Below are 24,238 nucleotides of genomic sequence, written 5' to 3'. Positions count from 1 at the left end.
TAGCAAGCTACTTATCTACTCAGTGCCTGTTTTTTACCCTTCCACACTTCTTGTGCGCACCCTGCGCGCCTGACCCGAGGATCTTCATGCAACTTAAGCCAGCTGTTACCGCCCTGGTTACTGCCGTCGCCCTGGCATCGCTGCTCAGCGGATGTAAAAAGGAAGAAGCGGCTCCGCCCGCTCAAACCCCTCAGGTCGGCGTGGTCACTATTCAACCTCAAGCCTTTACCCTGACATCCGAGCTGCCAGGCCGCACCACGGCCTATCGCATTGCCGAGGTTCGCCCTCAGGTCAACGGCATCATTCTCAAGCGTCTGTTCAAGGAAGGGGCCGACGTCAAGGAAGGCCAGCAGCTCTATCAGATCGATCCGTCGGTGTATGACGCTTCCCTGAAAAGCGCCCAGGCTAACCTCGCCCAGACCAAGTCGATTGCCGATCGTTACAAGCAACTGGTCGACGAGCAAGCCGTCAGCCGTCAGGAATACGACACTGCGGTGTCCAACCGCATGACTTCTGAAGCCAATCTGCAAACGGCCCAGATCAACGTGCGCTACACCAAGGTCTTTGCCCCGATCTCCGGGCGTATCGGCCGTTCTTCGGTCACTGAAGGCGCACTGGTCAGCAACGGCCAGGCCGACGCCATGGCCGTGATCCAGCAACTGGACCCGATCTACGTCGACGTCACGCAGTCCTCCGCCGAAATGCTGAAACTGCGTCGCGACCTGGAAAGCGGCCAGCTGGAAAAAGCCGGCGAAAACGCAGCCAAGGTCAAGCTGACCCTGGAAGACGGCAGCGACTACAAGCTGGACGGCAAGCTGGAGTTCTCCGAAGTCTCGGTCGACCAGACCACCGGTTCCGTGACCCTGCGTGCCGTATTCCCGAACCCGGATCACACCCTGCTGCCAGGCATGTTCGTACACGCCCAGCTGCAAGCCGGCGTAAACAGCAAAGCCATCCTGGCTCCGCAACAAGGGGTCACCCGTGACCTCAAGGGTATACCGACGGCGCTGATCGTGAACAAGGACAACAAGGTCGAGCAACGTGTCCTGGTGGCCAACCGCACTTCCGGCGCCTACTGGCTGGTGGAAAAAGGCCTGGACGCTGGTGACCGCGTGATCACCGAAGGCCTGCAATTCATCAAGCCGGGCATCGAAGTCAAGGTCAAGGACGCTGACAACGCTAAACCCGCCGGCACTGCTGCAGCGCCTGCTGCCGATGCTGGTAAAGGGGAGTAATCCATGTCGAAATTTTTTATCGACCGTCCCATTTTCGCCTGGGTAATTGCCCTGGTGATCATGCTGGTCGGGGCACTGTCGATCCTGAAGTTGCCCATCAACCAGTACCCGGCCATTGCGCCAACCGCCATTGATATCCAGGTGACCTACCCGGGCGCGTCCGCACAAACCGTGCAGGACACCGTGGTGCAGGTCATCGAGCAGCAGCTCAACGGTATCGACAACCTGCGCTATGTGGCCTCGGACAGTAACTCCGACGGCAGCATGACCATCACCGCCACCTTCAACCAGGGCACCAACCCGGACATCGCCCAGGTTCAGGTACAGAACAAGCTCAACCTGGCGACCCCGCTGCTGCCACAAGAAGTACAGCAGCAAGGTATCCGGGTTACCAAGTCGGTGAAGAACTTCCTGATGGTGATCGGTCTGGTGTCGGAAGACGGCAGCATGACCAAGGATGACCTTTCCAACTACATCGTTTCCAACATCCAGGACCCGATTTCCCGGACCGCCGGTGTGGGTGACTTCCAGGTGTTCGGTTCCCAGTACGCCATGCGTATCTGGCTCGACCCGGCCAAGCTGAACAATTTCCAACTGACGCCCGTGGATGTCAGCAACGCCATCTCGGCCCAGAACGTCCAGGTAGCCACCGGCCAATTGGGCGGTCTGCCTGCCCTGCCCGGCACCCAGCTGAACGCCACCATCATCGGCAAGACACGTCTGCAATCGGCTGACGAGTTCGGCAAGATTCTGATGAAGGTCAACACCGACGGCTCGCAGGTTCGCCTGCGCGATGTTGCGCGGATCGAACTGGGCGGCCAGAACTACAGCATCAGTGCGCAGTTCAATGGCAAGCCGGCGTCCGGTATGGCCATCAAGCTCGCCGCCGGTGCAAACGCACTGGATACCGGCAAGGCCATTCGCGCCACCGTGGCGTCCCTCGAACCGTTTTTCCCGCCTGGCATGAAGGCTGTGGTGCCGTATGACACCACGCCGGTAGTGACCGAATCGATCTCCGGTGTCGTTGACACCCTGGTCGAAGCGATCGTGCTGGTGTTCCTGGTGATGTTCCTGTTCCTGCAGAACTTCCGCGCCACCATCATCACCACCATGACGGTACCGGTGGTGTTGCTGGGTACCTTCGGGATCCTCGCGGCGTTCGGTTTCACCATCAACACCCTGACCATGTTCGGCATGATCCTGGCCATCGGCTTGCTGGTGGATGACGCCATCGTCGTCGTGGAAAACGTCGAACGGGTAATGGCCGAGGAGCACCTGTCGCCGAAAGAGGCGACGATCAAATCCATGGGTCAGATCCAGGGCGCCCTGGTAGGTATTGCGCTGGTACTGTCGGCAGTACTGTTGCCGATGGCGTTCTTCGGTGGTTCCACCGGTGTGATCTACCGGCAGTTCTCCATCACCATTGTTTCGGCGATGGCGTTGTCGGTGCTGGTAGCCCTGATCTTCACCCCGGCCCTGTGCGCCACCATGCTCAAGCCGATCGACCCCGAGAAGCACGGCCAACCCAAGCGCGGCTTTTTCGGCTGGTTCAACCGCACCTTCGACAGCGGCGTACTGAAGTACGAGCGCGGCGTAGGCGCGATGATCAAGCACAAGATCCCGGCGTTCCTGGTCTATGCGCTGATCCTCGCCGGCATGATCTGGATGTTCACCCGGATTCCAAGCGCGTTCCTGCCCGAGGAAGACCAGGGTGTGATCTTTGCCCAGGTGCAGACGCCGGTCGGTTCTTCGGCGGAACGTACGCAGAAAGTCATCGACGACATGCGTGCCTTCCTGCTGCATGACAAGGAAGGCGAGCCAGGCGAAGGCAAGGCCGTGAAGTCGGTGTTTACCGTCAACGGTTTCAACTTCGCCGGCCGCGGCCAGAGTTCGGGCCTCGCGTTCGTGATGCTCAAGCCGTGGGACGAGCGTGATGCGTCCATGTCGGTATTCGAAGTGGCCAAGCGTGCCCAGGGTTACTTCTTCGGGGCCTTCAAGGACGCCATGGTATTTGCCATCGTGCCGCCGTCGGTTCTGGAGTTGGGTAACGCCACCGGCTTCGACGTGTTCCTGCAAGACCAGGGCGGTGTCGGCCACGACAAGCTGATGGCTGCACGGAACCAGTTCCTCGGTGCGGCAGCACAAAGCAAGGTCCTGGCGGGCGTGCGCCCCAACGGCGTGAACGATGAGCCGCAGTACGAGCTGACCGTTGACGACGAGAAAGCCAGTGCCCAGGGCATCAGCCTGGCGGACATCCAGCAAACCCTGGCGATTGCCTTGGGTGGCAGCTACGTCAACGACTTCATCGACCGCGGTCGTGTGAAGAAGGTGTATGTACAAGGTGACGCCGCCAGCCGTATGTCTCCGGAAGACCTGGACAAATGGTACGTGCGCAGCACCTCCGGGAAGATGGTGCCACTGTCGGCCATTTCCTCGGGCAAGTGGATCTTCGGTTCGCCGAAACTCTCGCGCTACAACGGTGTAGCAGCGATGGAAATCCTCGGTACCCCGGCACCTGGCTACAGTACCGGTGATGCGATGGCGGAAGTCGAGCGCATTGCCAAAGACCTGCCGACTGGCGTTGGTTACTCCTGGACCGGTCTGTCGTACGAAGAACGTCTGTCCGGCTCCCAGGCACCTGCGCTGTACGCTTTGTCGCTGCTGGTGGTGTTCTTGTGCCTCGCGGCACTGTACGAAAGCTGGTCGATCCCGATTGCGGTGATTCTGGTTGTACCACTGGGTGTGATCGGTGCGCTGATCGCCACCAGCCTGCGGGGACTGTCCAACGACGTGTTCTTCCAGGTGGGCCTGTTGGTGACGGTGGGCCTGGCGGCGAAAAACGCCATCCTGATCGTGGAGTTCGCCAAGGAGCTTCACGAGCAGGGTAAAGGCATCGTCGAGGCGGCCATCGAGGCCTCCCGTATGCGTCTACGTCCGATCATCATGACGTCCATGGCGTTCATGCTCGGCGTACTGCCACTGGCGATCTCCACGGGCGCAGGTTCAGGCAGCCAGCATGCGATCGGTACCGGCGTAATTGGCGGTATGATCACGGCCACTGTCCTCGCGATCTTCTGGGTGCCACTGTTCTATGCAACCGTGTCCTCCGCTGGCGAGCGTAAAAAGACTGAAACCAAGCAAACTCCTAAAGAGGCTGGCCAATGAGCAAGTCGCTACTTTCCTTAGCCGTCACGGCATTCGTGCTCAGTGGCTGCTCGCTGATCCCGGACTACCAGCGCCCTGAAGCGCCGGTAGCCGCGCAGTTCCCCCAGGGGCCGGCGTATTCGTCGGCCCAGGCGCCGGGCCAGGCCGCTGCCGAGCAAGGCTGGAAGCAGTTTTTCCATGACCCTGCCCTGCAGCAGCTGATCCAGACTGCACTGGTGAACAACCGCGACCTGCGTGTCGCGGCCCTGAACATCGACGCGTATGCCGCGCAGTACCAGATCCAGCGTGCCGACCTGTTCCCGGCAATCTCGGCCACGGGCAGCGGCAGCCGTTCGCGCACCCCGGCCAAGCTGTCGCAGACCGGCGAATCGACCATCTCCAGCCAGTACTCGGCTGGCCTCGGGATCAGTTCTTATGAGCTGGACCTGTTCGGCCGCGTCCGTAGCCTGAGCGAACAAGCGCTGCAACAATACTTCGCCACTGAAGAAGCGCGTCGCACCACCCAGATCAGCCTGGTGGCCAGCGTGGCCAACGCCTACCTGACCTGGCAGGCCGACAAGGAACTGCTCAAGCTCACCCAGGACACCCTGGGTGCGTTCGAACAGAGCTACAAGCTCACCTCGCGCAGCAACGAAGTCGGCGTGGCGTCGGCCCTGGACTTGAGCCAGGCCCGTACCTCGGTGGAAAACGCCCGGGTTGCACTGGCGCGCTATACCCGCCAGGTGGCTCAGGACGAAAACAGCCTGACCCTGCTGCTGGGCACCGGCCTGCCGGCGAACATCGCCAGCCGGCCATTGTCTGATGACCTGCTGAGCGAAGTACCGGCCGGCCTGCCGTCGGACCTGCTGCAACGTCGTCCCGACATCCTGCAGGCCGAGTACAACCTCAAGGCGGCCAACGCCAACATCGGCGCCGCACGGGCTGCGTTCTTCCCGAGCATCAGCCTGACCGCCAGCGCCGGCACCGCGAGCCCGACCCTGGGCGGCCTGTTCAAGGGCGGTTCGGGCACCTGGTCGTTTGCACCGCAGATCAACATCCCGATCTTCAACGCCGGTAGCCTGCGCGCCAGCCTGGATTACTCGAAAATCCAGAAAGAGATCAACGTCGCCAACTACGAGAAAGCGATCCAGACCGGCTTCCAGGAAGTCTCCGACGGCCTCGCCGCCCGCGAGACCTACAAGCAGCAACTGGACGCCCAACGTGGCTTCGTCGCGGCCAACCAGGATTACTACCGCCTGGCCGAGCGTCGCTACCGCATTGGTGTCGACAGCAACCTGACGTTCCTCGATGCCCAGCGCCAGCTGTTCAGTGCCCAGCAATCGCTGATCACCGACCGCCTGGCGCAGCTCAACAGCGAGGTCAACCTGTACAAGGCCCTCGGTGGTGGCTGGAACGAACAGACCGCGAAGAACGAACCGTTGAAAGAAGAAGCGCCGCCCTTGAAGCTGTTCTGATAGTGGCGCAGTAAACAAAAACCGCTTCCCTCACAGGAAGCGGTTTTTTTACGCCCACACTTTACGTTCGATCATCGCCCACAACCCGCCTTCCCCCACTTTCATCGCCCCCGCATCGCCCCGCACCATGGCCGCCACCTGCATAACCCCAATAACAACAGGTCCAACACCATGAGCACTTTCGCCCCGCGCCGGCTCCTGCTGGCAACCGCTGTCGCCAGCCTTGCCCTCCCCGTTGTCGCTGAAGAACACGGCTTTCTCGAAGACGCCAGCGCCAACCTCAACCTGCGTAATTTCTTCTTCAACCGCAATTACACCAACCCCACCAAAACCCAGGGCGGCGCGCAGGAGTGGACGCAAAGTTTCATTCTCGACGCCAAGTCGGGCTTTACCCAGGGCACCGTAGGTTTCGGTGTGGATGTACTGGGGCTGTACTCATTGAAGCTTGATGGCGGGCGCGGCACCGGTGGCACCCAGCTGTTGCCGCTGGACCACGACGGCCGCCCTGCGGATGAATTCGGGCGTCTGGGCGTGGCGTTCAAGGCGCGGATTTCGAAGACGGAAGTGAAGGTCGGCGAATGGATGCCGGTATTGCCGATCCTGCGTTCGGACGATGGGCGCTCCTTGCCGCAAACCCTGCGCGGCGGGCAAATCACCTCCAAGGAGATCGACGGCCTGACCCTGTACGGCGGCCAGTTCCGCGCCAACAGCCCGCGCGACGACAGCAGCATGACCGACATGTCGATGTTCGGGAAAACCGCGTTTACCTCCGACCGCTTCAACTTCCAGGGCGGCGAATATGCCTTCAATGACAAGCGCACCCAGATCGGCGTGTGGAACGCCCAGCTCAAGGACATCTACAGCCAGCAATACCTGAACCTGATCCACAGCCAGCCCGTAGGCGACTGGACCCTGGGCGCCAACCTCGGGTTCTTCTACGGCAAGGACGACGGCAGCGCCCGCGCCGGCGACCTCGACAACAAGACCTGGTCCGGACTGTTCTCGGCCCGATACGGCGGCAACACCTTCTACGTCGGCCTGCAAAAGCTCACCGGCAACAGCGCCTGGATGCGCGTCAACGGCACCAGCGGCGGCACCCTGGCCAACGACAGCTACAACTCCAGCTACGACAACGCCCAGGAAAAATCCTGGCAAGTACGCCACGACTACAACTTCGCCGCCCTTGGCGTGCCGGGCCTGACGCTGATGAACCGCTATATCAGCGGCAGTAACGTACACAGCGGCACGGTGACTGACGGTAAGGAATGGGGACGGGAAACTGAAGTGGCCTACGTTGTGCAGAGCGGAACATTGAAGAACCTCAATGTGCGCCTGCGCAATTCCAGCATGCGCAGGGATTACAACAACAATGAGTTTGATGAAAACCGGTTGATCGTCAGTTACCCGATAAGCCTGCTGTAAAGCCTCGACAGACTTGCTGTATGGTGCGCGCGTGTCATGGATGACCCGCCCCAGCAGCCAACGTCTTTCGAGTCCTCCATGAAACACTTTGCCATCGTATCGGCCGCATTAGCCTTGGCCCTGAGTCTAAGCGGCTGCATCGGTCCGCCCCTGGCGCTGACACCCCAAACCGAACAACGCCTGCAAACCGAAGCGCCGATCCGTTTTTTGCTGACCTTCGATGACGGCCCCAGCGCCTCGGGCTTCATGAACCCCAGCCGCTCGGTGATGGCGGACCTGGCGGACAACCCGATACAACCGGGGATCAAGGCGGTGTTCTTTTTGCAGACCGAGGCGCCCCGCTCCGGCGGCAACCCGCGAGGCCGCAAGACCATGGAACGCGAACACGCGGCGGGGCATATCCTGGGCTTCCACACCGCGACCCCATGGCATAGCAACCATCGCTCGCAGAATCCCGCTGAGCTGGAACACTACCTCAGCCTGGGCTCGTCGACCCTCGAATCCATCACCGGCCAGCCGCCCACGCTGGTACGCCCTCCGTTCTGGAATTACGACAAGCGCACCTTCGCCGCCTATCAGCAGCACGGCATGCATGTACTGCTGACAGACCTGAGTGCAAACGATGGGGTGATCTGGGTGTTCAATGGCAGCCCCCGCCGACGGGAAAACCTGATACGCCAACTGTCAGTACTGCGCGAACGCATCGCCCGGGGTGAGTTGCCGACGGTGGACGGCGTGATCCCGGTGGTGGTGACCTTCCACGACATCAACCGCTACACCGCCTGGCACTTGAAGGAATACCTGCAAATCCTGATGGACAGCGCGCGCATCAACGGCGTGCCGGTCGCCCAGCAGCCGTTCTATACCGACCGGGCCACCTTGCAGCGCGCCGCCATGGCCCGCACGGTGAAGAGCGCCGACGAAGTGGTGCATCTGCCGGGAGTGTGGAATTGGGTGTGGGATTCTGACTCGCATTAGCCGCCCGCTCAGTAGCATTTTTGACCACATAAACACCCCGACATAAGGAACTCAGACACAGGCACGACCACCTACGGAAATCAATCAGCAGTGAGATAACCGATATGTCGTCAATGTCTATTACGCCGACGCCCAATCTACCCCCTGTATCCCCGGCGAATACCCTGCCCACCGCACCAGCACCTCAACCTCCCATCGTTATCTCGAGCAAAGCAACGTGGTATTACGGGCCCGACAGGCCCATTGATTTCCTTTATTTCTCTGCACACTCCAAGCTCACCCCGGAGCAGAATAGGGACGACAAAAGTTACAAGGTGTACACCAACACCGACATATTGCGTCACGACCAGAACGTGAAGATTTATCAGGAGATCACTTACGCCAGTAAGGACGGGAACCCTGTAAACGCTGGTGGCAATGAACTCGTCATCGAGACGGGCGATAGCGCCGACAAGGTGCTCATCAAAAAAGGTCCGGATCACAGTCTGATAGCCACCATCAACGGGAAGCCCTATCAACTGAACCTTGTTCCCCAATATGAAAATGAACCTCTGCCTTTGCGCATCAGGACCAAAGGGGGAGACGACCACGTACTGGTCGCCCCGGATGTCAAAAATAACATTCGCATAGAACTGGGTGACGGCAACGATCTGGCCCAGGCCGGCTCGGGTACAAGCCGACTATATGGCGGCAAAGGTAATGACCTGATCAAGCTCGGGAGCGGCAATGGCATCGCATTTGGTGGTGATGGGGATGACACGCTGATAGCAGGTTCCGGTAATGGCATCCTCAAAGGCGGGAACGGAAATGATCGCCTGCAAGCTGGCGCTGGCTTGCCTGGTCGCCGCCTGTTCATGGACGGTGGTGACGGTCACGACTTCATGATAACCACCCGCAACGACAGCAAACACCCGACGATCATGCACGCAGGCAAAGGTGACAACCTGGTAGTCGCGCACGGCCCCGCTACGATTTATACCGGACGAGATAAAAATATTGTCCGATCTGATAGCGATGAGACTGTGATTTATGCCAAGCCTACGGACGAGATTCATCGCACGTCAGGGTCTTCTCTCGTGCACTCCATACCTGACGAGTCAGGCAAAAGCGGCTATCTCGTAGAAGGATCGCCCGAGTTCAGACAGAACGTAGAGGAGGATATGGAACTGCTGAGAATGTCTGCGCAAGGCAGGGGAATGCTAGGCGCTGCCGACACCATGGCGCGACGAAACGATTCACCCGTACGTGTCGTTGAAAGCATGGCCGATGGCGCGACTTATGCTTTTAGTAATACGGCTGTGCGTGAGCACCTGGCAGCGGGTAAATCGCTACACACGCTTGTACCAGAGGCCCGGGGGAGCATCGCGCATAATCAGCGCGGCGCCGTCGCCACAGGCGCCGAGATAACTTACAACCCCTCCTTCGCACCTGAACAAGCAACGACCCCTGTCAATATCCTCTATCACGAAATGGCCCACGCCTATAATGGCGCCACAGGCACCGAGCTACAGGGATTTACCGATGGCGAACCCAACGACGAGCGCCAAGCCGTCGGCCTGCCAACGAACGCCCAGCCTTTTGATTTTGACGACCATCGGGCAACCCCCCTACTGCGACCAATCCAAAGCCCTTTACAGAAAATGCGCTCCGGGAAGAAATGCGTATTCCATTACGTACCAGGTACCACGATAAGACCAAGCCGAAGACCGATCAGGCCGGATAGCGGGACTCCACGCCCAACTCATCCCACACCGACTCAGCCAAATGAAACGTCGCATTGGCCGCCGGAATCCCGCAGTAGATCGCGCTCTGCATCAGCACTTCCTTGATCTCGGCGCGGGTCACGCCGTTGCTCGCGGCGGCCCGCAGGTGCAGCTTCAGCTCTTCGCTGCGGTTCATGCCGATGAGCATGGCGATGGTGATCAGGCTGCGGGTATGCCGCGGCAGGCCCGGGCGGGTCCAGATATCACCCCAGGCGTGGCGGGTGATCATTTCCTGGAACTCGCTGTTGAATTCGGTCAGGGCGTTGAGGCTGCGGTCGACATGGGCGTCGCCCAGCACTTCACGGCGCACTTGCAAGCCATCGGCATAACGTTGTTTCTCGTCCACAAAAAGCTCCTCATGCAACGTTGACGACAGGCACATAACCTGTGGCGAGGGAGCTTGCTCCCGTTGGGTCGCGCAGCGGCCCCAGTGAGGCCGTTGCGGGGTTTTACAAATAGTTGGGTTGCGGCTGCTTAGGGGCCGTTACGCAGCCCAACGGGAGCAAGCTCCCTCGCCACAGGGTTCAGCGATACTCAGCGGGCTAACAGAAATTCCAGCACACGGTCGCTGAATGCCGCGCCGGCTTGTACGTTGGACAGGTGCGCGGCGTAGAACTCGGCGTACTCGGCGCCCTTCACGTGCTCCTGGATAAAGTGCCCACCAGACGGCGGCGTGACCGCGTCTTCGCTGCCGGCAATCACCAGGGTCGGCACCTTGATGGAAGACAGTTGCTCACGGAAATCCGCATCGCGCACGGCCGCGCAGTTTGCGGCATAGCCTTGAGGATTGGTCGCTGCCAGCATGTCGGTGATCAGCTTGGCCTGGTCAGGATGAGCCTCGGCAAAGTCGGCGGTGAACCAGCGGGCAATCGACGCATCACGCAGGGCAACCATCGCAGCCGCACCGTCCCGCAGGACCATCTCGATCCGTGGATTCCAGATCTCGGGCGTGCCAATTTTCGCTGCGGTGTTGCACACCACCAGCCGGCGCAAACGCTCACCGGCATTGATGCCCAACCACTGGCCGATCAGACCGCCCATGGACAACCCGCAGAAATGCGCGCGTTCGATTTCCAGCGCATCCAGCAGCGCCAACACGTCACGGCCCAACTGCTCGATGCTGTAGGGGCCTTCGGTGACCAGGGATTTGCCGTGGCCTCGGGTGTCGAAACGCAGCACCCGGAAGTACTTCGTGAACGCTTCGACCTGGATGTCCCACATGTGCAGGTCGGTGCCCAGGGAGTTGGACAGCACCAACACCGGTGCGTCTTCGGGGCCATCGAGTTGGTAGTTCAGTTCGCCATCGGCGAGTTGTACAAATCCCACAGCAGCCTCCTCAGGCAGTCAAAGCAAAATGTTCGGCCACGGCCCGGGTGACCCAGGTGTGTGCCTGGCCCAGGTAGTGCGCCGGGTCCAGCAGGCGGTCGAGTTCGGCCGCCGACAATTCGGCAGTCACTTGCGGTTCATCCCCCAGCACCGCCCGCAGGTGGCGCCCATCGGCGACGGCGCGCTTGCAGCATTGTTCCAGTAGATGGTGCGCGGTTTCGCGGCCCAGGCGCTGGGCAAGGACGATGCTGACGGCTTCGGCCAATACCAGGCCTTGGGTCAGGTCCAGATTCCGGGACATGCGCCCGGGGTCGACTTCCAGGCCTTCGCTCACCAGCAGCGCCTGATGCAACGCACCGGACACCAGCCGGCAAATTTCCGGCAAGGTTTCCCACTCGGCGTGCCACAGGCCCAGGCTGCGTTCGTGCTCCTGGGGCATGGCGCTGAACATCGTCGCTACCAGGCCGGGCACGCGGGTCGCGGCGCTGATCAGCACGGCGGCGCCCACCGGGTTGCGCTTGTGGGGCATGGTCGAAGAGCCACCTTTGCCGGGGGCCGAGGGTTCGAACACTTCTGCCGCTTCGGTCTGCATCAGCAGGCTGATGTCGCGGCCCAGTTTGCCGAGGCTGCCGGCGATCAAGCCAAGCACCGAAGCAAACTCCACCAGCCGGTCGCGCTGGGTGTGCCAGGGTTGTTCCGGCAGGCCCAGTTGCAACTCGGCCGCCAAGGCTTGCGCCACCGGCATCGCCTGTTCGCCAAGGGCTGCCAGGGTTCCGGAAGCACCGCCAAATTGCAGCACCAGCAAACGCGGCTTGAGCTCACTCAGGCGCTGCCGACTGCGGGTGACTGCGCCGAGCCAGCCGGCGATTTTCATGCCCAGGGTGACCGGCGTTGCATGCTGCAGCCAGGTTCGGCCAGCCAGAGGAGTTGTCCCATAGCGCTGAGCCTGGGCGGCAAGAATGTCACCCAACCGTGCCAGATCGTGTTCGATCAACTCGACAGCGCTGCGCAGTTGCAGCACCAGGCCGGTGTCCATCACATCCTGGCTGGTAGCCCCCAGATGCACATAACGTTCGGCGCCGGCATCTTCGCTGGCGATCAACTTGCCGAGGGCCTTGACCAACGGAATCGCCGAATTGCCCGCCGTGGCAATCGCCTCGCCGAGGGCATCCACGTCGTAGAGAGAAGCCAGGCACGCCTGGGCAATGGGCGCGACGGCCGCTTGCGGGATCAACCCGACCTGAGCCTCGGCCCGGGCCAGTGCCGCTTCGAAATCCAGCATGCCCTGCAAGCGCCCTTGGTCGCAGAACACTTCGGCCATGCTGTTGGCGGTGAAGTAGGCGTCGAACAGTTGGTTGCTCGTGCGCATCGTCATAAAACATCCCTAGGTGGCGCATACCCGACAATGGGCATGCGCCAAACGGTTACAGATCGTGGTGCAAGTACGCCGCCTGTTTGGGCAGGCGCAAGCTGAACAGGAACGCCACCGCCATCATCGCCGTGACGTACCAGTAGAAAGTGTTCTCCATGCCCATGGACTTGAGCCCCAAGGCCACGTATTCCGCCGAACCACCGAAGATCGCGTTCGCCACCGCATACGCCAGGCCCACGCCCAGTGCGCGTACTTGTGGCGGGAACATTTCGGCTTTCACCAGGCCGCTGATGGAGGTGTAGAAGCTCACGATGGCCAGGGCCAGGGTGATCAACACAAAGGCCAGGAACGGACTGCTGACGGTTTTCAGAGTCAGCAGAATCGGCACGGTGCACAGCGTGCCCAGGGCACCGAACCACAGCATCGAGTTACGGCGGCCAATCTTGTCCGCCAGCATGCCGAACACCGGCTGCATGCACATGTAGAAGAACAGCGCGCCGGTCATGATGTAGCTGGCGGTCTTGGCGTGCATCCCGGCGGTGTTCACCAGGTACTTCTGCATGTAGGTGGTGAACGTGTAGAAAATCAGCGAGCCGCCGGCGGTGTAACCGAGCACGGTGATAAACGCAGCCTTGTGATCGCGGAACAGCGCGGCAATGCTGCCGGCGTCCTTGTCTTCACGCATTTCCTTGCTGGTGGTTTCTTTCAAGGTACGACGCAGCAACAGCGAGATCACCGCCGCAATGGCGCCGATCACGAACGGAATGCGCCAGCCCCAGGCCCGCAGTTCTTCTTCAGTGAGGATCTGTTGCAGGATCACCACCACCAACACCGCCAGCAGTTGCCCGCCGATCAGGGTCACGTACTGGAACGAGGCGAAGAACCCGCGCTGACCCTTGAGGGCGACTTCACTCATGTAGGTAGCGGTGGTGCCGTATTCGCCACCTACCGACAGGCCCTGGAACAACCGGGCCACCAGCAGCAAGGCCGGGGCCCAGGCGCCGATGTCTTTGTAGGTGGGCAAAAAGGCGATGACCAGGGAGCCGGCGCACATCATCAGCACCGAGATCATCATCGAATTCTTGCGACCGTGTTTATCCGCAACCCGCCCGAACAGCCAGCCGCCGATGGGGCGCATCAGGAAGCCGGCGGCGAACACGCCAGCGGTGTTGAGCAGTTGCACGGTGGGGTCGTCCGACGGGAAAAACGCCGGGGCGAAATAGATGGCGCAGAAGGCATAGACGTAGAAGTCGAACCATTCGACGAGGTTGCCGGAAGAGGCACCGACAATCGCAAAAATCCTTTTGCTGCGTTCTTCTCCGGTGTAGTGGCTGGTTTTTGTTGTCATGTTTTTTCACTCAGTGGGAACGGTTATAGCCTAGACATACTTTGCAACAACCATGTTCCGCAAGCAGACTTTTGGATGATCGTTCCCACGCTCTGCGTGGGAACGCATCTTGTGACGCTCTGCGTCACCTGCAATAGCGGGACGCGGAGCGTCCCAGGCGGCGTTCCCACGCGGAGCATGGGAACGATCGTCGGCTCAATAATCGAAGAACACCGTTTCCTCGTCTGTGCCCTGCAAAATCACATTCCACTGATACACACCCGTCGCATCCGCCTTGGCGATCAATGTGCGCCGGCGCTCCTGCGGCACACACGCCAGCAGCGCGTCATCGCCATTCGCCGCCTCACCGTCAAAATAAATCCGCGTCAGCAGGTGCTTCACCAACCCACGGGCAAACACCAACACCACCAAGTGCGGCGCCTGGGTCGTGCCCTTCAACCCGGGCACACTGCCCGGCTTGATGGTGGTAAAGCGAAAACGCCCTTCGGCATCCACCGGCACCCGGCCAAAGCCTTCGAAGTTCGGGTCGACCGGCTTGTCCTGCTCATCCTCAGGATGGTCGTACTTGCCGGCCGCATTGGCCTGCCAGACTTCCAGCATGGCGTCGTTGACCACATCGCCGTTGCCATCCACCACCTGCCCGGTGATCGCCACGCGCTCGCCGAGGGTTGCGGCAACGGTGAGGTCTTCACGGTTCAGCCAGGTCAGGCCGATGTGGTAATACGGCCCGACGGTGTGGGAAGTAGTCGCGTTGAGGCTCATCTTATTTCTCCATCGGCGTGGCGTCGCGGCCGCGCAGGACGATGTCCCAGCGGTAGCCGAGGGCATAGTGCGGAATGGTTTTTTCCAAGTCGAAACTGGCGATCAGGCGTTCCTTGGCGGACGTGTCCGGGACGCAGTTGTAGATCGGGTCGTACGCCAGCAGCGGGTCGCCGGGGAAATACATCTGCGTCACCAACCGCGTCAGCACACTCGGGCCGAACAGCGAGAAGTGGATGTGCGCCGGGCGCCACGCATTGTGGTGGTTGCCCCACGGGTAGGCGCCGGGCTTGATGGTCTGGAACTGGTACCAGCCGTCGGCGTCGGTGACGGTGCGCCCGGTGCCGGTGAAGTTCGGGTCCAGCGGCGCGTCGTGCAGGTCGCGCTTATGGTTGTAGCGGCCGGCGGCGTTGGCCTGCCAGATTTCCACGAGGATGCCAGGCACGGGCAAGCCGTTTTCATCCAGCACGCGCCCGTGAATGATGATGCGTTCGCCCTGAGGCTCGCCTTCATGCTGGGCGGTCAGGTCGTTGTCCTTCTCGTTGATCCGCTCGGCACCGATGGTCGGGCCGGTGATTTCCGACAGGGAATGGGGCAGGAACACCAACGGCTTGGACGGCGAACGCAGGTTCGTCGACTGGTAGGCCGGGTGCAGGTAATCAGGCTGAGTACCCGCTTGCGGGCGCCGGTATCCGGGCTTGTCACTCATGGAGCAATCCTCTTTCTTCTTGTGGGTCTCAAACGCGTTCGATCGCCAGGGCCAGGCCTTGGCCAACACCGACACACATGGTCGCCAGGCCTTTGCTGCCGCCGGTTTTTTCCAACTGATGCAGAGCAGTCAGTACCAAACGCGCGCCGCTCATGCCCAGCGGATGGCCAAGGGCAATGGCGCCACCGTTCGGGTTGACCTGCGGTGCGTCGTCGGCAATCCCCAATTCGCGCAGTACGGCCAAGCCTTGACTGGCGAAGGCTTCGTTGAGCTCGATCACATCAAAATCGGTGACTGCCAGGCCCAGGCGTTCTACCAGTTTGCGCACCGCCGGCACCGGGCCGATGCCCATGACCCGCGGCGCGACACCGGCGCTGGCCATGCCCAGCACCCGAGCGCGAGCGGTCAGGCCATGTTTTTTGACGGCTTCAGCGGAGGCCAGGATCAGTGCTGCGGCGCCGTCGTTCACACCCGAGGCGTTGCCCGCGGTGACGGTCTTGTCCGGGCCGTTGACCGGCTTGAGTTTGGTCAGGGCTTCCAGGGTGGTATCGGCCCGTGGATGCTCGTCGTGCTCGACCAGGGTTTCGCCTTTTTTATGGGCGACACGCACCGGCACGATTTCTTCAGCAAAAAAGCCGGCAGCCTGTGCAACAGCAGTACGTTGCTGGCTGCGCAGGGCGAAGGCGTCCTGATCGGCGCGGGAGACTTTATAGTCGTCGGCCACGTTGTCGGCGGTTTGCGGCATCGGATCGACGCCGTATTGGGCCTTCATCAACGGGTTGATAAAACGCCAGCCGATGGTGGTGTCTTCCAGCTTCATGTTGCGCGAGAACGCCGCATCGGCCTTGCCCATCACAAACGGTGCGCGGGACATCGACTCAACGCCACCGGCAATCGCCAGCTCCATTTCGCCGCTGGCGATGGCGCGGAAAGCCGTGCCGATCGCGTCCATGCCCGAGGCACACAGGCGGTTCAGGGTGACGCCGGGAATGCTTTCCGGCAGGCCGGCCAGCAGCGCTGCCATGCGGGCCACGTTGCGGTTGTCTTCGCCGGCCTGGTTGGCGCAGCCGAGGAACACTTCGTCCACCGCGTTCCAGTCCACCGATGGGTTGCGTTCCATCAGCGCCTTGATCGGCAGTGCCGCCAGGTCATCGGCGCGTACGGTGGACAAGCCGCCGCCAAAACGGCCGATGGGGGTACGAATGGCGTCACAGATAAATACGTCGCGCATCAGGCTTCTCCGGGGGCTTGGCCGTGGGCGGCAGCGGTGCGTGCCTCAAGGTCGCGCAGGGCGGTCAGTTCAATCTCGGTAGGTTCGGCGCTGGTGGTCACCTGGTCGGCAAAACGAATCGCCCAACCAGTGGCGGCCACCACTTGCTCACGGGTCACGCCGGGGTGCAGGGCGGTGACGACAAACTCGTGGGTGCCCTCCTCCGGCTCCATGATGCACAGGTCGGTAATGATGCCTACCGGACCGGCGCCTGGCAGACCCAGGCGTTTACGCGAGTCGCCACCTTCGCCGTGGCCGACCGAGGTGATGAAGTCCAGCTTGTCGACAAACGAACGCGCCGACTGCTTGAGGATGATCAGCACGCTCTTGGCGGAACCGGCGATTTCCGGCGCGCCACCGGCACCCGGCAGGCGCACTTTGGGCTGGTGATAGTCACCGACCACGGTGGTGTTGATATTGCCGAAACGGTCGACCTGGGCCGCACCGAGGAAGCCGACGTCAATGCGCCCGCCCTGCAGCCAGTAGCGAAAAATCTCACCGGTAGGCACCACGGTGTCAGCGGTTTCCGCCAGCTCGCCGTCGCCGATGGACAGCGGCAGCACGGATGGCTTGGCGCCAATCGGGCCGGACTCATAGATCAGCACCACATCCGGCGACGACGTCAGGCGCGCCAGGTTGGCGGCCTTGGAAGGCAGGCCGATGCCAACGAAGCACACCGAACCATTCTTCAGGCGGCGCGCGGCGGCGACAGTCATCATTTCATTGGTGGAGTAAGCCATTATTTGGCCTCCTGCGCGGTGGCCAGCTTGGCCTGGAATTCACTGAAGTTGGCGGTGCCGTGGATGTATTCGTTGATCCACGCAGTAAACGTCTCACGGTCCCGGGCGATCGGGTCCCACGCCTGGTAGAAGCGGTTGTCACGCTCGGTGTAACCGTGTGCGTAGGACGGATGCGCGCCGCCTGGCACGTGGCACACGGCGGTCAGGGCCCAGGTCGGCAGGACGCAGGCGTTCATCGGTGCATTGAGGTCATCGACGATTTCTTCGACGGTGACGATGCAGCGCTTGGCCGCCAGGGCGGCTTCTTTCTGCACCCCGAGGATGCCCCAGAGCAGCACGTTGCCCTTGCGGTCAGCCTTTTGTGCGTGGATCACGGTGATGTCCGGGCGTACCGATGGCACGGCGGCCAGCACTTCTCCGGTGAAGGGGCACGTCACGGTCTTGATCAGCGGGTTGACCTTGGGCAGGTCGGAACCGGCGTAGGCCCGCAGCACCGCGAATGGCAGGCCGGAGGCACCGGCGACGTAGGCATTGGCCAGGTCGGCATGGCTGTGTTCCTCGATCTCCAGCGGTTGCGGCCATTGCTTTTCAACCGCGTCCCGCAGGCGATGCAGGGAGCCCACGCCCGGGTTGCCGCCCCAGGAGAAAATCAGCTTGCGTGCACAGCCGGCACCGATCAACTGGTCGTAGATCAGGTCGGGCGTCATGCGCACCAGCGTCAGGTCTTTCTTGCCCTGACGAATGATTTCATGACCCGCCGCCGTAGGGATCAGGTGAGTAAAGCCTTCGAGTGCAACGGTGTCGCCGTCATTCACGAACTGCTTGACCGCATCAGCCAGCGAAAGGATTTCAGCCATGGGGTTGGGCTCCCGGTATCGATCGAAAAAGGCGCTGGAGGCAGCGCCGAAGTGCTTGAAGATTAAGCCGGGGGTTGAGGCCAAACAATCCGATAATCGACTGAGTGTTCGATTATCGAACGGATTGTTTGCAAGCTATCTTTCCCTGTAGGAGCGAGCTTGCTCGCGAAAAACTTGAAGACACCGCGTTCATTCAGACTGCCAACGTCATCGTTCAAGACCTTCGCGAGCAAGCTCGCTCCTACAAAAAATCGCTTCAGGTGGCGTCCGCGTGGCTGACCATGCCCTTGATCACCACCGCGGTGGTGGCCAATGCCGCCGGGATCACCAAGGCGGTCAGCACCTGCTCGAAGTTCCAGCCCAGGCCCAGCAAGGTCGCGCCCATCCATGCGCCGAGGATCGCGCCAAAACGGCCGATGCCGAGCATCCACGACACACCGGTGGCACGGCCTTGAGTCGGGTAGAAGCGTGCGGCCAACGATGGCATCGCCGATTGCGCACCGTTGACGCACATACCGGCGATCAGCACCAGGGTCGCCAGGAGCGTGATATTGCCCAGGCTCTGCCCCACCGCGTAGGCAAACACCCCGGCCAGCAGATAGAAGGTGCCGATGACCTTGTGGGGATTGAACCGGTCCATCGCCCAGCCCACGCCGACCGCGCTTAGCACGCCGCCGAACTGGAATAACGCACCGATAAATGCGGCCTGTTCCATGCTGGCGCCGCTGTCGCGCATCAGCGTCGGCAGCCAACTGGTCAGCAGGTAAACAATCACCAGGCCCATGAAGTAGGTCAGCCACAACAGTAAGGTGCCGGCGCTGTAGGTGCCGGAGAAGATCACCGCGAACACGTTGCGCGCCTTGACGGTTTTTTGCTCGGGTACGCTGAAGCTTGAGGCTTGGGCGACGATGCTGGGCTCGATGGGCGCGAGGGTCTTGCGCACCTTGTCGGTGCCGCGATTGCGCACCACCAGGTAACGCGCCGACTCCGGCAGCCAGAACAGCAACACCACCGCGAGGATCAACGGCAAGATACCACCGATCATCAGCAGGCTGTGCCAGCCAAAGGCCGGGATTAACTTGGCCGAGATAAACCCGCCACCGGCCATGCCCAGGTTGAAGCCGCAGAACATGCTGGTCACCAGCAAGGACTTATGGCGCTCCGGGGTGTATTCGGAGAGCAGCGTCGTGGCGTTCGGCATACCGGCGCCCAAGCCCAGGCCGGTGAGGAAACGCAGGATCAACAGTTGATCGACGTTACTGCTGTAGGCCGATGCCAGGCTGAAGGCACCAAACACCAACACCGCTCCCACCAGCACCACCTTGCGTCCGAAGCGGTCGGCGAGCGGGCCGGAGCCAAGGGCGCCAAAGACCATGCCGATCAACGCGGCGCTCATCACCGGGCCGAGGCTGGCGCGGTCGATGCCCCAGTCCTGGGACAGCGCCGGGGCGATAAAGCCCATGGCGGCCGTGTCGAGGCCGTCGAGGAAGACGATGAGAAAACACAGGATCACCACTCGCCACTGATACCGCGACAGCGGCTGGGCGTTGATGAAGGACTGAACGTCCAGGCAAGTACCGACAGCAGGTGAAGGCTGATTCATTATTTTTATTTCCACACCGATGGGCGGGCGAACGACCTTGAGTCGTCATTATTATTGGGGCGGCGCCCTGAAGCGCTGCCGCACATTAATAAGCCTTGGGAAACACCGTCAATTCATCCAGCCGGGATCTGTGCGGTCACCGAACAGCTTACGCAAACAGCTGGGCACTCAGCTCCTGGCTGGCGCTGAGCATGCTCGGCAGGAAACGCTGCTCCAGCTCACTGCGGCTGACCCGCCCGGCATGGGTGCTGACGTTCAGCGCAGCGAGTACCTGGCCCGAGGCGTCGTATACCGGCACGGCGATGGAACGCAGGCCCTGTTCCAGTTCCTGGTCAACAATGCACCAGCCTTGTTGCCGCACTTCCTGCAGGCATTCGAGCAAGGCTTGCGGGGTGGTGAGGGTGCGGCTGGTCTTGGTTTGCAGGTCGGCGTGGTCGAGGTAGTCCTGCAGCGAAGCGTCATCCAGCGCGGCCAGCAGGATACGGCCCATGGAGGTGCAGTAGGCCGGCAAGCGGCCGCCCACCGACAGGTCGACGGAAATCAGGCGTTGGGTGGTAGCGGAGCGGGCAATGTAGAGGATGTCATCGCCTTCCAGGGTCGCCATGTTGCAGGCTTCGTGGAGTTGCTCGCTCATGCGGTCCAGGTAGGGCTGGGCGGAAACCGCCAGGGGCGTGGACGACAGATAGGCGTGGCCGAGGGTCAGCACCTTGGGCAGCAGCGAATAGGTCCGCCCGTCGGTGGTGGCGTAGCCGAGTTTGATCAGGGTATGCAGGCAACGGCGCACGGCGGCGCGGGGAATTTCCGTGCGGTGGCTGATCTGGGCGATGGTCAGGTGACGCTTGCGCTCCTGGAACGCCTGCACCACGGCCAGGCCACGGGCCAGAGAGGTCATGAAGTCCGGATCACCGGTAAACGCCTGGATGCGCTTGGCCGGTGATGCAACGATCGGCGGCGCCACTGATGCGAAGGAGTTGCGCAATTGATCGTTCATTTGGGGTCCTTTCTCTTATTTTTAACCGCTGCGGGGGTGAGCGCTATTACAAGCCGCCGCGTAATCGATACACAAGGCAAGGCGGGCAAGATTGGGCGATTATCGGACGATCATTCGATTATCGCAATTAGTCACCTCACGTCGGCGGTCGGCCCAGGTTGGTCCACCTCTGATCGACTTTCAGAATCGTCTGATGTACGAGAGAACTTAAGGTTTATTTACCGCCCGTAGAACACGGCAAAAATTTATGACGTCAATAGTTGAGCAATTACCTCACGTGCTTGAGTAACAAAACCCTCACACAAAGTTGACGATTTTTAACTTGATGGTGATAGTGTTACTCAAACACATGGCTATAATGCATCCTGTGCGAGGCCGGCCCCGTTTCAAATCGCCGATCCGAGCTTGACCGGGCAACGCACCGCCTTTGCGCAGGCCTCGCCGCAAGTACCTGACACTCCTGCAAGATGCTGCCAATTACTTGCGATTGTAAAAAGAAACTGTTGCTACGACAGCTGTTCTTCTTCCGGTGCCGTGGCCGCATGCAATAAGGAAGTGATTGATCCTTCCCTGCATCGCGCTTCACTGGAATTAAACTCAACTCAATTAGGTAACAATGTGACGAAAGACGAACTGCGCGCGGAACTTGAGCGCCAGGAACAACGTTACAAGGATGTTTACGGCGGGGAAGTCACCACCTACGCCGCCCAACCAGAACCTGAACGCAAGCCATGGCGCAAACGAGCCAGTCTGCTCGACCAGGCCTTTGCCCAGGAAATCCAAAAGATTGAACAGGACCTCAAAGCCGGAGAGCCATAAGCGAGTCGGGTTGAGCATCCACGGTGCCATCTCTCTGCCAGCACTGCACTGGCAGGGAGAAGCTCCCTCATGGCGTCTTACCGAAATTTCATACAATTGTTTCAGAAGTTCCCTTCTGGCGGTTTAACCCGCGTATTTTCGCTATCTTCGTTATAAATCAAACACTTGCCAAAGCCCCGAAAACGCCGGGATGCGCCCCTCCCCCTCATTTTTTTTCGTTGAAGAATGTTACCGATGAGCAGCTAGTGCATTGATTACCGATGTTTTCTGGCATAATCGCGCCCCCTTACGACCGGGTCAGAAAACCTTCATGATCGATTTATTCAGCGGACTGGATGCTTGGGTTCTAGTGAGCCTGTTGCTCGCCCTGGCCTTTGTCCTCGCCTTCGAGTTCATCAATGGCTTTCATGACACCGCTAACGCGGTTGCCACAGTCATCTATACCAAAGCCATGCCTCCGCATCTGGCCGTGTTCTTCTCCGGGGTGTTCAACTTCCTCGGCGTGTTGCTCGGTGGTGTCGGTGTTGCATATGCCATCGTGCACTTGCTGCCGGTGGAGCTGCTGATCAATGTGAACACCGGCCACGGTCTGGCCATGGTCTTCTCATTATTGGCCGCGGCGATCACCTGGAACCTCGGCACCTGGTATTTCGGGATTCCGGCGTCCAGCTCCCACACCCTGATCGGCTCGATCCTCGGTGTCGGCCTGGCCAACGCCCTGATCAACGACATTCCGCTGGCTGACGGCGTGAACTGGCAGAAAGCGATCGATATCGGCGCCTCGCTGGTGTTCTCGCCGATGGCCGGCTTTGTGGTGGCAGCCCTGGTGCTGCTCGGCCTGAAGTGGTGGCGCCCGCTGTCGAAGATGCACAAGACACCGGACCAGCGCCGCAAGCTCGACGACAAGAAGCACCCGCCGTTCTGGAACCGCCTGGTACTGGTGATTTCGGCAATGGCCGTGAGCTTCGTGCACGGTTCCAACGATGGTCAGAAAGGTATTGGCCTGATCATGCTGGTGTTGATTGGTATCGTCCCGGCACAGTTCGTACTGGACCTGGGCAGCACCACTTACCAGATCGAGCGTACCCGCGACGCCACACTGCACCTGAATCAGTTCTACCAGCGTAATCACGAAACCCTCGGTGAGTTCCTCGCTCTGGGCAAGAGTGTGAAAGATGATTTGCCGGGCAAGTTCCAGTGCAATCCGCAGCAGACTGAACCGACCATCAACGCCCTGCTGGATACATTGAAGGGTGTCTCTGACTACCATTCGTTGACTGCCGAGCACCGGATTGAAGTGCGTCGTTATCTGTTGTGCCTGGATGACACTGCGAAGAAGGTAGGCAAGTTGCCTGGCCTGGAAGCGCGTGAGAAGTCGGACCTGGACAAGTTGCGCAAGGATCTGACGGCCACTACCGAATATGCACCGTTCTGGGTGATCCTGGCCGTGGCGCTGGCCCTGGGCCTGGGCACCATGGTGGGCTGGAAGCGTGTGGTGTTGACCATTGGTGAGAAGATCGGCAAGCAAGGGATGACGTATGCCCAGGGCATGTCGGCGCAGATCACCACGGCCAGTATGATTGGTCTGGCTAACATCTTTAGCCTGCCGGTTTCCACGACCCATGTGTTGTCTTCGGGTGTGGCCGGGACCATGGTGGCTAACAAGAGTGGGCTGCAAGGCGGCACCGTTAAGACCATTTTGATGGCTTGGGTGTTGACGCTGCCGGCGACGGTGGGCCTTTCGGCTGGGTTGTTCTGGTTGGCTTCCAAGGCTTTGGGTAGCTGACAGATCGTTGGCGTGTGAAGAAGGTGCGACCTGTGAGGGTTGCGCCTTTTTTTATGGCTGGGGTTTGGGTGTATATCCGTTATTTAGGTAACGGCTTCGATTGGTTCCGCTCTTACAGCGGCTCACTTTTGAAGAGCGCAAAAGTAAGCAAAACGCTCTTGCCCCACCACTCGGCACCTCGCTTAGGCTCGGTGTGCCCTCACTCCGGCTTTGGACCGTGGGCCGCCGCGATGGGCCATCCTTGGCCCAGCGCGGCTAACCCGGCGTCCTGCCGGGTTACCCACGCTCCAAAGCCTGCGTTCGGCCAGCGTGGTTTAACGGGGCGCCTAAGATCAAGATCAAAAGCAGATCAACAGCACAGCGGCCTCCCGGCCGGCTTGAGTGTTGAAGAGCAAAATCAAAATCTAAAGCGGGCACGGTTCAAATGTGGGAGCGGGCTTGCTCGCGAAGGTCGTTAACGATGACGTGGGCATTCTGGATGAACGCGGCGCTCTCAGGTTTTTCGCGAGCAAGCCCACTCCCACAGAAAAGCAGCTTTGCTTTCGCTCTGGCTTTTGATCTGGCTTTTAACACTCAAGCCGGCCGGGAGGCCGCTGTGCTCTTGCTTTTGATTTTGATCTGACTGCCCCAATAAGCCCGAG

Annotated in this window: 19 protein-coding genes; 8 read left to right on the top strand and 11 right to left on the bottom strand. The window is 60.7% G+C overall.

Annotated features, from left to right (window positions below):
* Window positions 1-86 precede the first annotated feature (86 nt).
* The 6 genes from NVB75_RS26820 (at window position 87) to NVB75_RS26795 (ending at window position 10,083) form a co-directional block, all read left to right on the top strand.
* Window positions 87-1,235 (top strand): efflux RND transporter periplasmic adaptor subunit, encoded by a 1,149-nt coding sequence (locus tag NVB75_RS26820; protein WP_258344074.1) that lies wholly within the window; start codon window positions 87-89, stop codon window positions 1,233-1,235.
* A gap of 3 nt (window positions 1,236-1,238) precedes the next feature.
* Entirely contained in the window at window positions 1,239-4,400 is a 3,162-nt protein-coding gene (locus NVB75_RS26815; RefSeq protein ID WP_258344073.1) for an efflux RND transporter permease subunit, read from the top strand.
* The gene (adeC, locus tag NVB75_RS26810) at window positions 4,397-5,854 is read left to right on the top strand and encodes an AdeC/AdeK/OprM family multidrug efflux complex outer membrane factor (RefSeq protein ID WP_258344071.1); all 1,458 of its coding nucleotides are present in this window, start codon (window positions 4,397-4,399) and stop codon (window positions 5,852-5,854) included. The genes NVB75_RS26815 and adeC overlap by 4 nt, the downstream gene beginning before the upstream one ends.
* Window positions 5,855-6,025: 171 nt before the next feature.
* A complete protein-coding gene (locus NVB75_RS26805) occupies window positions 6,026-7,276 on the top strand; it encodes an OprD family porin (protein ID WP_258344069.1) in 1,251 nt (416 codons plus the stop codon).
* Window positions 7,277-7,354: 78 nt separating this feature from the next.
* Complete coding sequence (locus tag NVB75_RS26800) at window positions 7,355-8,254, top strand: polysaccharide deacetylase family protein (protein ID WP_258344068.1); 900 nt, start codon at window positions 7,355-7,357, stop codon at window positions 8,252-8,254.
* Window positions 8,255-8,367: 113 nt separating this feature from the next.
* The gene (locus NVB75_RS26795; RefSeq protein WP_258344067.1) at window positions 8,368-10,083 is read left to right on the top strand and encodes a M91 family zinc metallopeptidase; all 1,716 of its coding nucleotides are present in this window, start codon (window positions 8,368-8,370) and stop codon (window positions 10,081-10,083) included.
* Here NVB75_RS26795 and pcaC read toward each other — a convergent pair.
* The 11 genes from pcaC to pcaR all read right to left on the bottom strand — a co-directional run bounded on the left by pcaC (window position 9,965) and on the right by pcaR (window position 20,992).
* Window positions 9,965-10,363, bottom strand: coding sequence for a 4-carboxymuconolactone decarboxylase (pcaC, locus tag NVB75_RS26790; RefSeq protein WP_258344065.1), 399 nt, complete (start codon window positions 10,361-10,363; stop codon window positions 9,965-9,967). The two genes, NVB75_RS26795 and pcaC, sit on opposite strands and share 119 nt — an antisense overlap.
* A gap of 188 nt (window positions 10,364-10,551) precedes the next feature.
* Complete coding sequence (gene pcaD / locus NVB75_RS26785; RefSeq protein WP_258344063.1) at window positions 10,552-11,343, bottom strand: 3-oxoadipate enol-lactonase; 792 nt, start codon at window positions 11,341-11,343, stop codon at window positions 10,552-10,554.
* Between the two features lie 10 nt (window positions 11,344-11,353).
* Window positions 11,354-12,718, bottom strand: a complete 1,365-nt coding sequence (locus NVB75_RS26780) for a 3-carboxy-cis,cis-muconate cycloisomerase (RefSeq protein ID WP_258344062.1) — start codon at window positions 12,716-12,718, stop codon at window positions 11,354-11,356.
* Window positions 12,719-12,767: 49 nt separating this feature from the next.
* Window positions 12,768-14,063 carry an MFS family transporter gene (locus NVB75_RS26775; RefSeq protein WP_258344061.1) on the bottom strand — a complete coding sequence of 432 codons (1,296 nt, stop codon included), beginning with the start codon at window positions 14,061-14,063 and terminating at the stop codon, window positions 12,768-12,770.
* Between the two features lie 195 nt (window positions 14,064-14,258).
* Window positions 14,259-14,825 carry a protocatechuate 3,4-dioxygenase subunit alpha gene (gene pcaG, locus NVB75_RS26770; RefSeq protein ID WP_017479339.1) on the bottom strand — a complete coding sequence of 189 codons (567 nt, stop codon included), beginning with the start codon at window positions 14,823-14,825 and terminating at the stop codon, window positions 14,259-14,261.
* Between the two features lies 1 nt (window position 14,826).
* Window positions 14,827-15,531, bottom strand: coding sequence for a protocatechuate 3,4-dioxygenase subunit beta (pcaH, locus tag NVB75_RS26765; RefSeq protein ID WP_017479340.1), 705 nt, complete (start codon window positions 15,529-15,531; stop codon window positions 14,827-14,829).
* A 28-nt stretch (window positions 15,532-15,559) separates the two neighbouring features.
* Entirely contained in the window at window positions 15,560-16,765 is a 1,206-nt protein-coding gene (gene pcaF, locus NVB75_RS26760) for a 3-oxoadipyl-CoA thiolase (protein ID WP_258348755.1), read from the bottom strand.
* Window positions 16,762-17,544: a CoA-transferase subunit beta gene (locus NVB75_RS26755; RefSeq protein ID WP_258348754.1), complete on the bottom strand. Its 783-nt coding sequence runs from the start codon at window positions 17,542-17,544 to the stop codon at window positions 16,762-16,764. Before NVB75_RS26755 ends, pcaF begins: the two co-directional genes overlap by 4 nt.
* Window positions 17,541-18,398 (bottom strand): CoA transferase subunit A, encoded by an 858-nt coding sequence (locus NVB75_RS26750; RefSeq protein ID WP_003219830.1) that lies wholly within the window; start codon window positions 18,396-18,398, stop codon window positions 17,541-17,543. Before NVB75_RS26750 ends, NVB75_RS26755 begins: the two co-directional genes overlap by 4 nt.
* A 256-nt stretch (window positions 18,399-18,654) precedes the next feature.
* Window positions 18,655-20,001 carry an MFS transporter gene (locus NVB75_RS26745; RefSeq protein WP_017479343.1) on the bottom strand — a complete coding sequence of 449 codons (1,347 nt, stop codon included), beginning with the start codon at window positions 19,999-20,001 and terminating at the stop codon, window positions 18,655-18,657.
* 148 nt (window positions 20,002-20,149) lie between these two features.
* On the bottom strand, window positions 20,150-20,992 hold the full coding sequence (gene pcaR, locus NVB75_RS26740) for a pca regulon transcriptional regulator PcaR (RefSeq protein WP_003219833.1): 843 nt from the start codon (window positions 20,990-20,992) through the stop codon (window positions 20,150-20,152).
* 618 nt (window positions 20,993-21,610) lie between these two features.
* On the opposite strand from pcaR, the gene NVB75_RS26735 reads away from it, so the two are divergent.
* Together NVB75_RS26735 and NVB75_RS26730 are read left to right on the top strand one after the other, a co-directional pair.
* On the top strand, window positions 21,611-21,811 hold the full coding sequence (locus tag NVB75_RS26735) for a hypothetical protein (RefSeq protein WP_201121955.1): 201 nt from the start codon (window positions 21,611-21,613) through the stop codon (window positions 21,809-21,811).
* Between the two features lie 310 nt (window positions 21,812-22,121).
* Window positions 22,122-23,597 carry an inorganic phosphate transporter gene (locus NVB75_RS26730; RefSeq protein ID WP_063032797.1) on the top strand — a complete coding sequence of 492 codons (1,476 nt, stop codon included), beginning with the start codon at window positions 22,122-22,124 and terminating at the stop codon, window positions 23,595-23,597.
* Window positions 23,598-24,238: the final 641 nt, after the last annotated feature.

The organism is Pseudomonas sp. CBS (assembly GCF_024734645.1).
Taxonomy (GTDB): Bacteria; Pseudomonadota; Gammaproteobacteria; order Pseudomonadales; family Pseudomonadaceae; genus Aquipseudomonas.
Note: the sequence above shows the minus strand (reverse complement) of the source record. Positions and strands in the feature narration are given on the sequence as shown.

Bases quoted from the DNA above. Each gene is read 5' to 3' on its own strand.
- NVB75_RS26730 (WP_063032797.1), top strand. From the start codon at position 22,122: ATGATCGATTTATTCAGCGGACTGGATGCTTGGGTTCTAGTGAGCCTG.
- NVB75_RS26805 (WP_258344069.1), top strand. From the start codon at position 6,026: ATGAGCACTTTCGCCCCGCGCCGGCTCCTGCTGGCAACCGCTGTCGCC.
- pcaH (WP_017479340.1), bottom strand. From the start codon at position 15,531: ATGAGTGACAAGCCCGGATACCGGCGCCCGCAAGCGGGTACTCAGCCT.
- NVB75_RS26775 (WP_258344061.1), bottom strand. From the start codon at position 14,063: ATGACAACAAAAACCAGCCACTACACCGGAGAAGAACGCAGCAAAAGG.
- NVB75_RS26750 (WP_003219830.1), bottom strand. From the start codon at position 18,398: ATGGCTGAAATCCTTTCGCTGGCTGATGCGGTCAAGCAGTTCGTGAAT.
- pcaR (WP_003219833.1), bottom strand. From the start codon at position 20,992: ATGAACGATCAATTGCGCAACTCCTTCGCATCAGTGGCGCCGCCGATC.
- NVB75_RS26795 (WP_258344067.1), top strand. From the start codon at position 8,368: ATGTCTATTACGCCGACGCCCAATCTACCCCCTGTATCCCCGGCGAAT.
- pcaG (WP_017479339.1), bottom strand. From the start codon at position 14,825: ATGAGCCTCAACGCGACTACTTCCCACACCGTCGGGCCGTATTACCAC.
- adeC (WP_258344071.1), top strand. From the start codon at position 4,397: ATGAGCAAGTCGCTACTTTCCTTAGCCGTCACGGCATTCGTGCTCAGT.
- NVB75_RS26815 (WP_258344073.1), top strand. From the start codon at position 1,239: ATGTCGAAATTTTTTATCGACCGTCCCATTTTCGCCTGGGTAATTGCC.
- NVB75_RS26800 (WP_258344068.1), top strand. From the start codon at position 7,355: ATGAAACACTTTGCCATCGTATCGGCCGCATTAGCCTTGGCCCTGAGT.
- NVB75_RS26780 (WP_258344062.1), bottom strand. From the start codon at position 12,718: ATGACGATGCGCACGAGCAACCAACTGTTCGACGCCTACTTCACCGCC.
- NVB75_RS26745 (WP_017479343.1), bottom strand. From the start codon at position 20,001: ATGAATCAGCCTTCACCTGCTGTCGGTACTTGCCTGGACGTTCAGTCC.
- NVB75_RS26820 (WP_258344074.1), top strand. From the start codon at position 87: ATGCAACTTAAGCCAGCTGTTACCGCCCTGGTTACTGCCGTCGCCCTG.